Origin of the sequence: Ancrocorticia sp., from assembly GCF_052089425.1 — a bacterium.
Classification (GTDB): Bacteria; Actinomycetota; Actinomycetes; order Actinomycetales; family Actinomycetaceae; genus Ancrocorticia.
Genome location: NZ_JBQCZW010000049.1, coordinates 1 through 12,792 on the forward strand (window position 1 = coordinate 1; position 12,792 = coordinate 12,792).

General features: G+C 60.0%; 15 protein-coding genes. 11 read left to right on the top strand and 4 right to left on the bottom strand.

All coding sequences use genetic code 11. From position 1 onward, the window contains the following. The first annotated feature begins 106 nt into the window (after nt 1-106). From ACTHV6_RS11030 to ACTHV6_RS11040, 3 genes are all read left to right on the top strand, one after another. Complete coding sequence (locus ACTHV6_RS11030) at nt 107-361, top strand: addiction module protein (protein WP_441387606.1); 255 nt, start codon at nt 107-109, stop codon at nt 359-361. Continuing rightward, nucleotides 358-675 carry a hypothetical protein gene (locus tag ACTHV6_RS11035; RefSeq protein WP_441387607.1) on the top strand — a complete coding sequence of 106 codons (318 nt, stop codon included), beginning with the start codon at nt 358-360 and terminating at the stop codon, nt 673-675. Before ACTHV6_RS11030 ends, ACTHV6_RS11035 begins: the two co-directional genes overlap by 4 nt. Nucleotides 676-1,047: 372 nt before the next feature. Beyond that, nucleotides 1,048-1,305 (top strand): hypothetical protein, encoded by a 258-nt coding sequence (locus tag ACTHV6_RS11040; protein ID WP_441387608.1) that lies wholly within the window; start codon nt 1,048-1,050, stop codon nt 1,303-1,305. A gap of 9 nt (nt 1,306-1,314) precedes the next feature. On the opposite strand, the gene ACTHV6_RS11045 is transcribed toward ACTHV6_RS11040, so the two are convergent. Further along, entirely contained in the window at nt 1,315-1,599 is a 285-nt protein-coding gene (locus tag ACTHV6_RS11045; protein ID WP_441387609.1) for a ribbon-helix-helix domain-containing protein, read from the bottom strand. Nucleotides 1,600-1,692: 93 nt separating this feature from the next. Here ACTHV6_RS11045 and ACTHV6_RS11050 point away from each other — a divergent pair, with 93 nt between their 5' ends. Beyond that, entirely contained in the window at nt 1,693-2,493 is an 801-nt protein-coding gene (locus ACTHV6_RS11050; protein ID WP_441387610.1) for an Ltp family lipoprotein, read from the top strand. Nucleotides 2,494-2,594: 101 nt separating this feature from the next. Further along, a complete protein-coding gene (locus tag ACTHV6_RS11055; protein ID WP_441387611.1) occupies nt 2,595-3,311 on the top strand; it encodes an Ltp family lipoprotein in 717 nt (238 codons plus the stop codon). Nucleotides 3,312-3,334: 23 nt separating this feature from the next. On the opposite strand, the gene ACTHV6_RS11060 is transcribed toward ACTHV6_RS11055, so the two are convergent. The 3 genes from ACTHV6_RS11060 to ACTHV6_RS11070 form a co-directional block, all read right to left on the bottom strand. Continuing rightward, on the bottom strand, nt 3,335-3,625 hold the full coding sequence (locus ACTHV6_RS11060; protein WP_441387612.1) for a hypothetical protein: 291 nt from the start codon (nt 3,623-3,625) through the stop codon (nt 3,335-3,337). A gap of 26 nt (nt 3,626-3,651) precedes the next feature. Next, nucleotides 3,652-4,908, bottom strand: coding sequence for a hypothetical protein (locus tag ACTHV6_RS11065; RefSeq protein ID WP_441387614.1), 1,257 nt, complete (start codon nt 4,906-4,908; stop codon nt 3,652-3,654). A 224-nt stretch (nt 4,909-5,132) separates the two neighbouring features. After that, nucleotides 5,133-5,630, bottom strand: a complete 498-nt coding sequence (locus ACTHV6_RS11070; RefSeq protein WP_441387616.1) for a mycothiol transferase — start codon at nt 5,628-5,630, stop codon at nt 5,133-5,135. A gap of 106 nt (nt 5,631-5,736) precedes the next feature. On the opposite strand from ACTHV6_RS11070, the gene ACTHV6_RS11075 reads away from it, so the two are divergent. The 6 genes from ACTHV6_RS11075 to ACTHV6_RS11100 all read left to right on the top strand — a co-directional run bounded on the left by ACTHV6_RS11075 (nt 5,737) and on the right by ACTHV6_RS11100 (nt 12,733). Continuing rightward, a complete protein-coding gene (locus ACTHV6_RS11075; RefSeq protein WP_441387618.1) occupies nt 5,737-6,567 on the top strand; it encodes an ABC transporter ATP-binding protein in 831 nt (276 codons plus the stop codon). 5 nt (nt 6,568-6,572) lie between these two features. After that, nucleotides 6,573-7,253, top strand: a complete 681-nt coding sequence (locus ACTHV6_RS11080) for an ABC transporter permease (RefSeq protein WP_441387620.1) — start codon at nt 6,573-6,575, stop codon at nt 7,251-7,253. Continuing rightward, complete coding sequence (locus tag ACTHV6_RS11085; RefSeq protein ID WP_441387622.1) at nt 7,250-7,912, top strand: ABC transporter permease; 663 nt, start codon at nt 7,250-7,252, stop codon at nt 7,910-7,912. Before ACTHV6_RS11080 ends, ACTHV6_RS11085 begins: the two co-directional genes overlap by 4 nt. A gap of 9 nt (nt 7,913-7,921) precedes the next feature. Further along, on the top strand, nt 7,922-8,827 hold the full coding sequence (locus ACTHV6_RS11090) for an ABC transporter substrate-binding protein (protein ID WP_441387623.1): 906 nt from the start codon (nt 7,922-7,924) through the stop codon (nt 8,825-8,827). Nucleotides 8,828-9,149: 322 nt separating this feature from the next. Then, a complete protein-coding gene (locus ACTHV6_RS11095; protein WP_441387624.1) occupies nt 9,150-11,555 on the top strand; it encodes a phosphoketolase family protein in 2,406 nt (801 codons plus the stop codon). A 122-nt stretch (nt 11,556-11,677) separates the two neighbouring features. Beyond that, nucleotides 11,678-12,733 (top strand): zinc-binding dehydrogenase, encoded by a 1,056-nt coding sequence (locus tag ACTHV6_RS11100; RefSeq protein ID WP_441387625.1) that lies wholly within the window; start codon nt 11,678-11,680, stop codon nt 12,731-12,733. Nucleotides 12,734-12,792 lie beyond the last annotated feature (59 nt).

Genomic DNA, 12,792 nt, shown 5'->3' on the forward strand with positions numbered 1-12,792 from the left:
CGGATCGACGCCGGTCGGAGCCACCAAGCCCTCACGTAGCTTCTACATCGCGAGGGCTCTTTTCTTATCCCTAGTCGGTTTCAGTGCTTCCGCGTACACTGAGGGCATGTCCATGAACGTCGCAGAAGTCGAGCAGGCGCTCCTTGCTCTCGATCAACATGACCGCGCTGTCGTGATCCATCGAGGTCTGCAAAGCCTCGACGCCGAGGATGTAATCGCGGATCAAGTCGAGGTCGACGCGGCTTGGCGCACTGAACTTCGGCGCCGCATTGACGAAATCGAGGGCGGCACGGTCGAATTGCTGGACGTGGATGAGTCACACGCCCAATTGCGCGCCGAGTTGGCGGCCCGCCGCAAGTGAGGCCGGACAAGCGCGAGCACCCCGAAGCGAGAGATGAACTCCGCAAAGCCGCGTACTGGTACGACGACCGTGAAACAGGTCTGGGTGAGAGCTTCTACGACGCCGTTGACGAGGCAATAGCCCGCATCTATGACTGGCCGTGCTCAGCGCCCGTATTCCCGGGCTGGACGGATACGCCAACGGTGCGCAGCATGGCGGTCGCGGTGTTCCCGTATCGCGTGCTCTACTACCTCACCAGCACCAGTTTCGTGGTTGTCGCATATGCACACAACCGGCGCGAACCACGCTATTGGCAGCACCGACTCGACCGCTGATCGCGCGAGATGGGTCTGAGTGTAACTCGTCGTTGCGTTCGGCCGCAGGACAGGCGTTGTGCAAGATGGGCTTTGCCGTCGTCGTCAAAAACTCACCACGAAACGCCAGCGTCCATAACCTGCGAACCCCAAGCATGCTGACGGCCTGCTGGTACTCGTGCTCGCCGGGATCAAGACGGGTACCGCCTCATCGCTGTGGGATTACGAGGCGACCGGAGATCCTGTGCCAGTGGTGGGCGAGCTCAGCATTATTCTCGACGGGGCCGGTGAACCCCGGGTCCTCAGGGCGACCACACGCCCGAGAACTCTCGCGCCTTCTCCGCGCTCCGTTCAGTTCCCGACCCGTAAAGTGTTCAATTTCAGTGCCGCAAAGTGTCTGCTTTTGTGATGGTTGGTTACTTCCCCCGTGTTGCAGATCTCAAGCTCGGTGACCTCATGCGGGCCGTGGGTGCAGTACTCATAGAGGACCCAAAGGCATGCGGAAAGTCTGAGACTGCTTCGCGGGTCGCCGCCACGAAGTTCGAGATGGATGTGGATGTCACTGCCAGAGCCTCGATCGAACTGAACCCTGATCCGCGATCCACAAGAAGATATCAGTCAGGTGCTGCTGAGCCTCACGGGAGTATGTGACCCGATACTTCACAAGTCGTTCTCCACGTCGTACTTCGCCCGCAGCCCTGAGAGGTAGGTGCGCATGTCTTCGGAATTAATTGCACGAGACGGATCGGCGCGTGTCGCCTCTACCGAGGCGAGAACCTCGGTGCGTAGCCACCGTTCGACGGCTTCTTCTTGCGAGAACAGGGCGCGTAAACCATCACGGACGACTTCGCTCTCGCTCGCGTAAGCTCCTGACGCGACGCGTTCTTTCAAGGCGTCGGCCATATTGTTGGGAAGGGTAATGCTGAGTTGCTTCGTCGTGCGCATAATCAAGCCTCTCTTTCAGTATGACTAAATCCTACACGGGAATCCTATCGATCTCCGAGAATCGTGTGGGAGGCATGGCTTAAAGTGTGAGGCATGAGCACACAGCAGTTCCCACCGTATGATCCTTCCCGCCAACCGCTTGGCCAGTCAGCATTCGATCAGACCGGATACTTGGGTGGGCCGATGGCCGCGCAGCCACCGAGAACCCCCTTTTTCAAGAAGGCATGGTTCTTGCTAATCATTGCACTGCTCTTCATTGTGGGAGGCGCTACTGGCGGGCTCCTCAGTATGAATAGCTCCGGCGATGACGCCAGTACGCCGGCAGAATCCGCCGCCCCCACCCAGAGCGCCGAACCGGTGGAAACTGTATCCCCAACGCCGGACACGGAGCCCTCCACCGAGCCTGCCACCGCCACCCCGGCTGCTCCTTCCGCTGATGTCCCATCTGAGTATGAGGATGCCCTGTTCGCGGCAGAGTCCTATTTGGCGGCGTTGAACATGAGTAAAGCCGGGCTCTTCGATCAGCTAACCTCCGAATATGGCGAAGGCCTATCTGAGGATGCGGCTCAGTACGCCGTTGACACCATCGATGCGGATTGGAACGCGAATGCCCTAGCAAGCGCCGAAAGTTACGATTCGTGGGCGAACATGAGCAAGATGGAGCTCTACTTTCAGCTCACATCCGAATACGGCGAGCAGTTCACCGAGGATCAAGGTCAATACGCCATCGATAATATCAACGCGAACTGGAAAGAAAACGCTTTAGGATCCGCAGAATCGTACCAAGAGATGGGGCTAACATCGGCGGAGATCTATGACCAGCTCATCTCCGAATACGGTGGCCAATTCACCGCAGATGAAGCTCAATACGCCATCGATAATTTGGGGGATTAGTCCCGAAAGATGGGCTTCGTCGTCGTTCGAAAAGACTCACTAAAAGTCCAAACTCCGTGCCCCCACAATAAGTGTGGGACCTATGTCATAAAGTGTGTGGCATGAGTCAAGAGCAGTTCCCACCAAACGCCCCCTCCAACCAGCCGACTGGCCAGTATCCCGTGTATCCGCCGCAAGGTCAGCAGTTCTCAGGCGCAGCGCCCGGACAGCCAGTACCGCCCGGATACTTTGGTGGGCCCGTTCCAACACAGCCGCCCAAAACCCCCTTCTTCAAAAAGGGGTGGTTCTGGATCACTATCGCCTTGCTCGTCATCGTGGGCGGCGTCATTGGCGGGCTTCTCAGCATGAACAGCTCCGGCGATGACGCCAGTGCGCCGGCAGGGTCCGCGGCTCCTGCTCCTGCCCCGACTGCCGAACCAGCAGAAACCGTTGCGCCGCCGCCCGCGTCCATACCATCGGATCTTCCATCCGATCTATCAGTCGAATTCCCGGAATTCTCTGATGGCAACGCCCCCACAGGAAATGAGGGGGCGCTCGCCGAAGCGGAATCCTACGTGAACTCTATGAACATGAGTAAGGCAGGGCTCTTCGACCAGCTCACGTCCAACTCCGGCACCACATTCACCGAAGCGGAAGCGCAGTATGCCGTGGACAATGTCAACGCAGACTGGAATGAGGAGGCGCTGGGGTCCGCGAAAAGCTATCGGGATAGCATGGATCTATCGACGCAAGAGATCTACGATCTGCTCGTCTCCGAGCACGGCGGTCAGTTCACCGAATCAGAGGCTCAGTACGCCATCGATAACCTCGGCAGCTAGGGCGACAGGGCCGGCAGCGGCCTCTACCTCCACTGTTCCGCCTCAGCGGAACTGCGGCGCTCGGCGAGGGCCTCCTCAATGAACTCGCGCACGATCTGCCAATTGAGCTGAGCTGCCTGCAAGTGTTCGGCCAGCTTCTCAATCTCTTCGTGCTGGGCTTGATGCTGAGCTTCGCGTTGGTTCTCATGATGGCGCCGCTGAAGTTCGTCATTCAGGCGCTGGACAGTGGTTTCGGCATCCGTAAGTAGGCGCAGCAGCTCATCATCTGTGCCGGGATGAACGGCTCCAGCTCTCTTCGAATCGAGGGATGTCATGAGGGCCCCTTGGGTAAATCAGCGAATCAGAACAGAAGGGAAATTCCCACGAGCAGAGCGGGGACTACCACGAACAGTCCAACAAGCCACACCACGACGTACAGCTTGTTCTTGGCTCCGAGGTTCCCCAGCCACTGCGCGCTACGCACAGGTAATGGGCGAAGGAACGGCAGCCCGAAGATGACGGTGGCGGCAAAGATGTTGTACAGCAGGTGCACGGCGGCCGCTGTCATGGCCGCCTGTCCCTCGCTTCCGGTGAATCCGAAGGCTGCGATCATGGCGGTCAGCGTGGTGCCAACGTTCGCCCCCACGGTGAACGGGTAGATCTGCCAGAGGGTGAACTTGCCAGAAGCGGCCAACGGGACAGTCAGGGATGTGGTGGTGGATGAGGACTGTACCAGCACGGTGATGAGCAATCCGGAGGCGATACCGGAAATCGGACCGCGGCCAATGGCGTTGTGGAACACCTTCTCGGCGGTGCCCACAAGGAGCGACTTGAGCATGTTCGAGATGAACTTGATGACCAGAAGGATAAGCGCCACACCCAGCAGGATCATGATCACGCCGGCGGCCACCGATGGCAGCACCGCGAGCGCAACATGCTCGATCAGATTGGCACCAGGCGAGGTCACGGCCGTCACGCCTGAACCGAATGAGGTAAAGACTGTGGCCACGACGCCGCCGTCGCTTCCGGTGGTGACCGATGCGAACCACTGGGAGGCGTGCTCCAGAACGCCGAACGCCATTTCCAGTGGCAGGAAGATCACCACGGACAAGATGTTGTACATATCGTGCACGGAAGCGGCAGAGAAGGCCCGCCGGAACTGTTCACGGTTGCCGGCCGCCCCAAGCGACACCAGCGTTGACGTCATTGTTGTGCCCACATTGGCGCCCATGAGCATGGGGATCGCGGCTTCGATGGGAAGGCCGCCTGCCACCATGCCCACCACGATGGAGGTGGTGGTGGATGAGGATTGGGTCAGGGCGGTGGCCACGATACCGATAACTAGACCGATGATCGGATTCGAAGCAAAGCTAAAGAGCTGTTCCGCCTGATCGCCAGTGGCCGTTTTGAAGCCCGATCCGATCACGCTCACAGCCGTGATCATCACATAGATCGCGAGGACAACCGCGGTCCATTCAACTACTTTGAGAGCGCGTCCACCAAGAGGAAGAAACGCTAGGGGGCTCTTCGCGGGTTGGCCGTCAGAATCAACGGCACCTGCCTCGATAGGTTCGAGAGGTTGCACTGGCGTTGGTGCTTGAGTCTGCATACTCGTCATCACGCTCTCCCTTAGGCAGTGGCGGCGGTTTCACGGGGCCGTAGTGAGGTCCGTTGCCCCATTTCATGACTAGTGGACCATCTGAAAGTAAACAGAAGGTGAAGAAATAGGGCCTCGACACACCTTGCTATGTGATCTCAGTTACATTCCACCGAGTGATTGGGACACTCGTCATTACACAGAAGTGCTTGGCAGATCGGCTGGAAGGACCCGCCCACGCGTCCTCAGCTCACGGCACCCACCACATAGGCTGCTTGCCCAACGTGCTGGGCGGCGTCATCGATGATGCTCACCAAGCGCGCGCCACGAGTGGTTGGCGGATCCCAGTTTTCGTCGATTACCTCGTCCAGATCTTCCTCGGACAGGCCGGCGATGTAGGCACGCAGAGAATCGGTGGCCGCCTCAATGTATTCGAGGAGGACGCTCGCATCGTCCGCGACAATCGCGCGGGCCTGTTCGGGAGTGTGGCCGTACCCCACTGAATCACCGAGTTCCCCCAAACCCGCGCGTTCGCGGAACCGCTCCCAAACTTCCGCTCCACCCGTAAGTTCGGCGAGCTGAGCGTCAATCTCACGGCCGGTGTGCCACAGCAACCACGCCACGGAATTGTCATGCTCACCAAGATGGAAGTTGAGCACGCCTGCAGTCAATGCGGGGTGGAGGGCTCGCGCCGCGCCAGCCGGGCGGCCCGCAGCATCCAGAAGTACGTCTTGTGCATCCATACCCTCAGCATTCACGTTCTGCGAACTCAGGTCAACGCCGCCCCAACTTCGCCGATCCGCGCGTGTAGGCTTGGGCGGTCGAGCCGTCCAGCCGGAGGGAGCCCTCGTGGGTATCGAATTCCGCAACGTCAGCAAAGTGTACGAAGACGGGACCGAAGCGGTCCGCGATTTCAGCCTGACCATCCCGTCGCACAGCGTGATGGTCCTTCTGGGCTCCTCCGGTTGTGGGAAAACCACGCTTCTTCGCATGGTGAACCGGATGGTTGACCCTTCGGCTGGGAGCGTTTTGATCGACGACGGCGACCTCACCGCCACCAACCCCGTCAAGCTCCGCAGAAGCATTGGGTATGTCATGCAGAATGCTGGCTTGTTGCCCCATCGCCGCGTTGAGGACAACATCGCCACAGTGCTTCGCCTTAACGGTGTTCCAAAGGATCGAAGCCGCGAAAAGGTCCGGGAGCTCATGGATCTGGTGGGGCTGAATCACATACTCGCGAAGCGATACCCCGATCAGCTGTCCGGTGGCCAACAGCAGCGGGTTGGTGTGGCGCGCGGGCTTGCAGCTAACCCCAACATCTTGTTGATGGACGAGCCCTTCGGGGCGGTTGATCCGCTTGTACGCGTGGATCTGCAGCGCGAACTCAGCAAAATTCAGAAGGAACTGCGCAAGACCATACTGTTCGTCACCCACGATATCGATGAAGCGCTCCTGCTCGGAGATCAGATCGCCGTACTCCAGGATGGCGGACAGATCGAGCAAGTGGGAAGCCCGAAGGAAATTATCGAGAACCCGGCAAATGAATTCGTTGCACGATTCGTGGGCGTTGAAGGCGGCCCGCGCGAGCTGTCAGCGGTACCCAAGCCCGGCGGCGGCTGGAACGTCAGTGACTCGGCAGGGCGTCCCTTGGGCAGCCTTGGTCAACTCCCCAAGGAGTGAGTTCAGTGGATTGGATCATCACAAACCACGAACACATCCGGTCCTTGGCTGGCGCCCATATGGGCCTCGCGGCCCCCGCGATCATCGCCGCTTTTGTGCTCTCTGTTCCCATCGCGGTGCTTGCAAACAGGTACCGAAGGCCGCGAACTGCCATCCTGACCGGCACGGGGCTCCTTTATGCCGTTCCCTCGTTGCCGCTGTTCATTCTTCTGCCACTCCTGTTGGGAACGGGAGTGAGAAGCCCAGTCAATGTGGTTGTTGCCCTCACGCTGTTTGGGCTGGCTCTCATGGTGCGATCGGCAGCGGACGCCTTGGATTCCGTTCCAGATTCCATCAAGCTTTCGGCTGCAGCTCAGGGCTACTCCCCCGCTGGCCGGTTCTTCGCTGTGGACCTACCACTGGCGATACCCGCACTGATTGCAGGGCTTCGGGTCATGAGTGTCAGCACCATCAGTCTGGTGACCGTGAGCGCCGTGCTTGGGGTTTCCTCCCTCGGATCGCTGTTCACGGACGGGTTCCAGAGGGGGATCGTCCCTTCCATCATTAGCGGCGTGATCGTGACCGCTGCTTTGGCGCTCATCGTTGACCAATTGCTGGTTCTTGCAGGCTTTCTTCTCACCCCGTGGCACCACGCCGGAAAGGCCAAGAAGGCCAGCACGTCATCCAAGGGCGAGGTGGCGCGATGAACCAGTTAAGCGAGGCCCTCAACCTGTTGTTCACGCGCGAATCCTGGGCCGGGCCCACGGGGTTGGGCACGCGGCTGCTGGAGCACTTTTGGTACACGGTGGCGGCGGTTGGAATTGCCCTGCTCATTGCCGTGCCGATTGGGTTTGCCATCGGACACTTTCATCGCCTCCGCAACCTCTCCGTTGCCACCACCGGCGTTATCCGTGCGCTGCCAACGCTGGGCCTGCTCACGCTTATCGCCCTGTTTACCGGGCTTGGCCTCATCGCCCCGATGATTGCGCTGGTCACGCTGGCGATCCCCTCCGTCCTAGCAGGGGCGTATTCGGGTATCGAATCTGCCGATGCGAGCGTGGTTGATGCCGCACGTGCCCAAGGAATGAGCGGCTGGCAGATCTTGTGGCAGGTTGAGCTCCCACTTGGCCTTCCCCTCATCGTGGGAGGCATACGTTCCGCCTCGATACAGGTAGTGGGCACAGCTATCCTTGCCGCCTATGTGGGTGCTGGCGGATTGGGCGCACCATTGTTCTTGGGCCTGCGGACATACGATTACCCGCTGCTCCTTGCCGCCTCACTCGTTGTGATCGCGCTGGCCATCATTCTTGACGTCGCTTTTGAGATGACCCAACGCCTGATCCGCAAACTCCCAGGAATGAGATAGGCTTCCACGATGAAGAAGGCATATACACCAGCAGTGGCTCTTACCGCGGCAGTGGCACTCTCATTGGCCGCCTGCGGCGGCCAAACCGATCCTCTCTCAGAAGGTGGGGGCGGGGATACCGTCGTCGTCGGCTCACAACAGTATTACTCAAATACGATCATCGCGGAGATCTACGCGCAGGCCCTCGAAGCCGGCGGCTACACCGTCCAACGGGAGTTCGAAATCGGGCAACGCGAGGTTTACGCCTCCGAACTCGAGGACGGAAACATCGATCTGTTCCCCGAATATGGCGGAAGCCTGCTCCAGTACTACGATCCGGATACCACGGCAACAACTGCGGAAGAAATCCAAACCGAACTTGCCGAGGCCCTGCCGGGCGGCCTGAAGGCCCTTGAACCCGCGGAGGCCACGGACCAGAACGCTCTGGTGGTGACCCAAGAGTTTGCGGACGAACATGGGCTCAAGGAAATCGGGGATCTCGCGGGCATCGATGGGTTGATCGTTGGCTCGAACCCAGAGTTTGAAACTCGCCCGTACGGCCCCGAGGGGCTGCGCGAGGCCTATGGCGTGGAGGTGGAACTGCAGATCATCGACGATTCGGGTGGCCCGCTCAGCGTCAATGCCCTCAAGGATGGCGAAATAGATGTTGCCGCCAACATCTTTACCTCCAGCCCCTCGATCGAAGCCAACAACTTCGTGGTGTTGGATGATCCCGAACAGATCGTGCCTCAAGAACACGTGGTGCCGATTGCGTCCGATTCTGTGGACGAGAATGCTCAGGGCATCATCAACGATATTTCTGCCAAGCTCAGTCAGGAACAGCTGCTTCTCCTGAATACGCGCAGCGTGGAAGAACAGGCCGTTCCGGAAGTCATTGCTACACAATGGCTTGAAGAACAAGGTATCACCGGCTAAAACGAAACCATTGGTTCATATTGGCCCATACTGAAAGGACGTCATTATGTGCAAAAAGGTCACCTGCGATACGTGCGGCAAGCCAACCTGGGCTGGCTGCGGCGAACATATTGAGGAAGCCCTAGCCGATGTGGCAGTTGCGGATCGGTGCACCTGCCCGCGATAAGAACGCGGTAACGACGCGGCGCCACGCACCGGTCAAAGCCCAGAGCAAAACTCGGCACAACTCAACCCTTTAACTTTCCGTAGCAGTTTGCCATGCTAGGTAAGTGGCTCACCTTCACAGGTTCACATTCACACTATTTGGGAAGAAGGAATCCTGATGACCGAGTTACCAACGCAAGAACTGCTCGATTCGCTCGCGCATCCCTCCGATGAGGACGTGGCAGCGATGGACGCGTGGTGGAGGGCAGACAACTATCTAACGGTCGGCCAGATCTACCTCAAGCAGAATGCACTACTGCGGCGGCCCCTGAACGTGGACGATATCAAGCCCCGCCTGCTCGGACACTGGGGAACATCGCCCGGCCTGTCCTTCATCTACACGCATGCCTCGCGCCTGATCCGTATGACGGGGCAGGACATGATTTACATTACCGGCCCGGGTCACGGAGGCCCGGCGCTGGTGGCAGCCTCCTACTTGGAGGACACCTACACGGAGATCTACCCAAAGATCACCGAGGATGAAGAGGGCGTTCTTCGCCTGTTCCGCCAGTTCTCGGCCCCGGGCGGCATCCCCTCCCACGTATCTGTCACTACTCCAGGGTCCATCAATGAGGGCGGCGAACTTGGCTACAGCTTGGTTCACGGCTTCGGCGCGGTGTTTGACAATCCGGATCTCATCGCGTTGACCGTGGTGGGTGATGGTGAGGCGGAAACTGGCCCGCTCGAAGGTTCGTGGAAGGGCATTTCCTTCCTCAACCCGGAACGCGATGGTGCCGTGCTCCCGATTCTGCACCTCAATGGGGCCAAGATTGCCAGCCCCACGGTTCAGGGCCGCAAGGACCCCGCCGATCTTCGCAAGCTTTACGAAGGTCACGGCTACGAGGTGATCGAAGTTGGTGGGGATGACAGGCCCGGCATGCACTACCGCTTCGATGAAGCGCTTGCTGCCGCGTGGGGGAAGATCAAGGCGATTCAGGCCGCAGCCCGTTCCGGCGGCGGGGCACCGTCTCAGCCGCGCTGGCCCATGATCATTCTGCGAAGCCCGAAGGGCTGGACTGGCCCGCACGAGGTGGACGGCACGGTAGTCGAGGGCACGTGGCGCGCCCACCAAGTACCCCTGTCCGGCGTGCGGGAGAACCCCGAGCATCTCAAGATTCTGGAGGACTGGCTACGTTCCTACAAGCCAGAGGAACTCTTTGATGAAAACGGATCTCTGGCCGAACTCCCCCGCCGCGCAAACCCGCAGGGAGCCAAGCGGATGTCCGCCCATCCGGCGGCGAACGGAGGCGGCGTGTACACCCCGCTCCACCTGCCGGATTGGGGAAGCTACAGCTTGGACTTCAGCCCGGCCGAACGCGGCACCTTCCAAAAGGAATCCACGCGCAGCCTCGGTGAATTCATGGCGGAGATCTACCGCCGCAACCCGGAAACCTTCCGGCTGTTCTGCCCCGATGAGACCAATTCGAATCGGCTTGGGGCGGTGTTCGATGTGTCGGATCGCGCCTTCATGGAGCCCACGAACGATCTGGACGTCAAGCTTTCGCCCCAAGGACGCGTCATGGAGGTCCTGTCCGAGCACAATACGCACGGATGGCTTGAGGGCTACAACCTGACGGGCCGCCACGGCATGTTCGCCTCCTACGAGGCCTTCGGGATGGTGAGCGTTTCGCAAACCATCCAGCACGCGAAGTGGCTGGAAGAGGGAATCAGCCTTCCGTGGCGAACCCCGGTACCCTCCCTCAACGTGCTCCTATCCTCCACCTGTTGGCGAAATGACCACAATGGCTTCTCCCATCAGGGTCCCGGCGTCCTCTCCACCGTGGTGAACCTGCGCGGTGATGTGGTACGCGTATACCTGCCGCCCGATGCCAACTGCCTGCTGGAGATCGCCTCCTACGCGTTCGAATCCAAGGACCGGGTGAACCTCATCGTTCAGGACAAGCAGCCGCAGTTCCAGTGGCTGACCAAGGATGAGGCTTACGTGCACTGCCAGCGCGGCTACGGGGTATGGGATTGGGCCGGCAACGAGGATCTTGATTCGGGCGCTGAACCTGACGTCATCATCGCATGCGCGGGTGATGTTGTCACCTTGGAGGCCGTGGCCGCCGCGCAGATCCTGCGCCAGCAGTTGCCGCATCTGAAGGTTCGCGTTGTCAACGTGGTGCGCCTGCAAACGCTCGCGCGCCCGAAGGATCATCCCAATGGCATGTCCGAACAGGATTTCGCGGAGACCTTCACGGATTCCACGGATGTTGTGTTCGCCTTCCACGGGTACCCCGGCGTGGTGCACCAGCTCGTGCACGGACGCCCCGATGCCGATCGCTTCCACGTGCGCGGTTTCATCGAGGAAGGCACAACCACAACGCCGTTCGACATGGTGGTGCGCAACCGCGCCGATCGCTACCATCTGGTGATCGATGCCATCAACAACTGCAAGCGCACCGTTCGCGGTGGTGCGGACCTCAAGCGCTGGTGCGAGGAGCAGCTGGCCAAGCACGAGGTATACAAGGTTGAGCACTTGGAGGATCTGCCCGAAGTGCGCGATTGGACGTTCCAGGCCTAGTAGGCTCCGAACCAGAAGAACCCCGGTAGTATGTGGTCGAGTTGTTCGTCCGCAGGCTACCGGGGATTCTTTTTTGAACGACGACGACGGCGGTTCCCCACCGACATCCGAAGGAAGTGCTTATGCTGGCATATCAATATCAAAGTGACGGAGTTCAGCGGCTGGTAGATCTGCCAGAGCCGGAGATTGGCGATGTCCCGGGTGGCCTCATCATCGATGTGGCTGCCGCTGGTATCTGCGGAACCGATCTGAAGATCGCCCGCGGGGAGCATCGCATGTATCCCGCGGGGACCATTCGCGTGCCAGGGCATGAGTTCTCCGGAATCGTGGCGGAGAATGATTCAGGACGTGCGGATTTAGTTCCGGGAACGCGCGTGGCCGTTGCTCCGAATATTGCGTGCCGGGCGTGTTCCGCATGCCGGGCTGGCAAGGAAAACCTGTGCGAGAACTACGAATCCTTCGGGCTCACGTTCAACGGTGGATTCGCGCGCCGCGTGGCGGTGCCTGCGGCGGCAGTGCGGGCCGGAAACATGATCATTGTGCCGGATAAGCTAGATCTTGCCACGGCTTCCCTCATGGAGCCGGTTGCTGCCGTGGTTCGCGGGCTCACTCCGCTCAACTTGAAGGCCACCGATACCGTGCTTATATGCGGCGCCGGCCCCATGGGGTTGATCGCCTTGATCGTGGCGAAGCAACTGGGCGTGGCGCGGGTGCTTGTGAGCCAGACCTCCCCCACGCGCCGGGCGCTTGCCGAACAGTTCGGGGCGGATGCCACGTTCGATCCGCGCGCGGAGGATCTGGCGGAACAGGTTATGACGGCAACCGGCGGCTGGGGCGCGGACGCTGTTATTGCCGCAACGCCAAAGGCAGAAGTGTTTGCTGATGCACTGCGATGCGCGGCGATAGGTGGGCGGATCAACTTCTTCGCGGGCCTGCCCGCCTCCGCCGGTGCGATTCCCTTGGAGGCGAACCTCGTCCATTACAAGGAACTTATCGTCACTGGATCAACCGCCAACACGAACGAAGACTGCGCGAAAGCCCTAGAGATCGTGGCGGGCGCCCCAACGTTGTTCGCCTCGCTCATCACAGATCGCCTGCCTCTGGAGGCGGCGGATGATGCCTTCGCTCTGGCCGCTGGAGGCACGGCGCTCAAGGTGATTATGGAGCCTCAAGCTTAGCGAGGTCCGGCGGCCGCCTCGAACTCACTTGCTAAGGGCTGGCGGTTGGCGAGTAATCG

Bases quoted from the DNA above. Each gene is read 5' to 3' on its own strand.
- ACTHV6_RS11030 (WP_441387606.1), top strand. From the start codon at position 107: ATGTCCATGAACGTCGCAGAAGTCGAGCAGGCGCTCCTTGCTCTCGAT.
- ACTHV6_RS11045 (WP_441387609.1), bottom strand. From the start codon at position 1,599: ATGCGCACGACGAAGCAACTCAGCATTACCCTTCCCAACAATATGGCC.
- ACTHV6_RS11050 (WP_441387610.1), top strand. From the start codon at position 1,693: ATGAGCACACAGCAGTTCCCACCGTATGATCCTTCCCGCCAACCGCTT.
- ACTHV6_RS11055 (WP_441387611.1), top strand. From the start codon at position 2,595: ATGAGTCAAGAGCAGTTCCCACCAAACGCCCCCTCCAACCAGCCGACT.
- ACTHV6_RS11060 (WP_441387612.1), bottom strand. From the start codon at position 3,625: ATGACATCCCTCGATTCGAAGAGAGCTGGAGCCGTTCATCCCGGCACA.
- ACTHV6_RS11065 (WP_441387614.1), bottom strand. From the start codon at position 4,908: ATGACGAGTATGCAGACTCAAGCACCAACGCCAGTGCAACCTCTCGAA.
- ACTHV6_RS11070 (WP_441387616.1), bottom strand. From the start codon at position 5,630: ATGGATGCACAAGACGTACTTCTGGATGCTGCGGGCCGCCCGGCTGGC.
- ACTHV6_RS11085 (WP_441387622.1), top strand. From the start codon at position 7,250: ATGAACCAGTTAAGCGAGGCCCTCAACCTGTTGTTCACGCGCGAATCC.
- ACTHV6_RS11090 (WP_441387623.1), top strand. From the start codon at position 7,922: ATGAAGAAGGCATATACACCAGCAGTGGCTCTTACCGCGGCAGTGGCA.
- ACTHV6_RS11095 (WP_441387624.1), top strand. From the start codon at position 9,150: ATGACCGAGTTACCAACGCAAGAACTGCTCGATTCGCTCGCGCATCCC.
- ACTHV6_RS11100 (WP_441387625.1), top strand. From the start codon at position 11,678: ATGCTGGCATATCAATATCAAAGTGACGGAGTTCAGCGGCTGGTAGAT.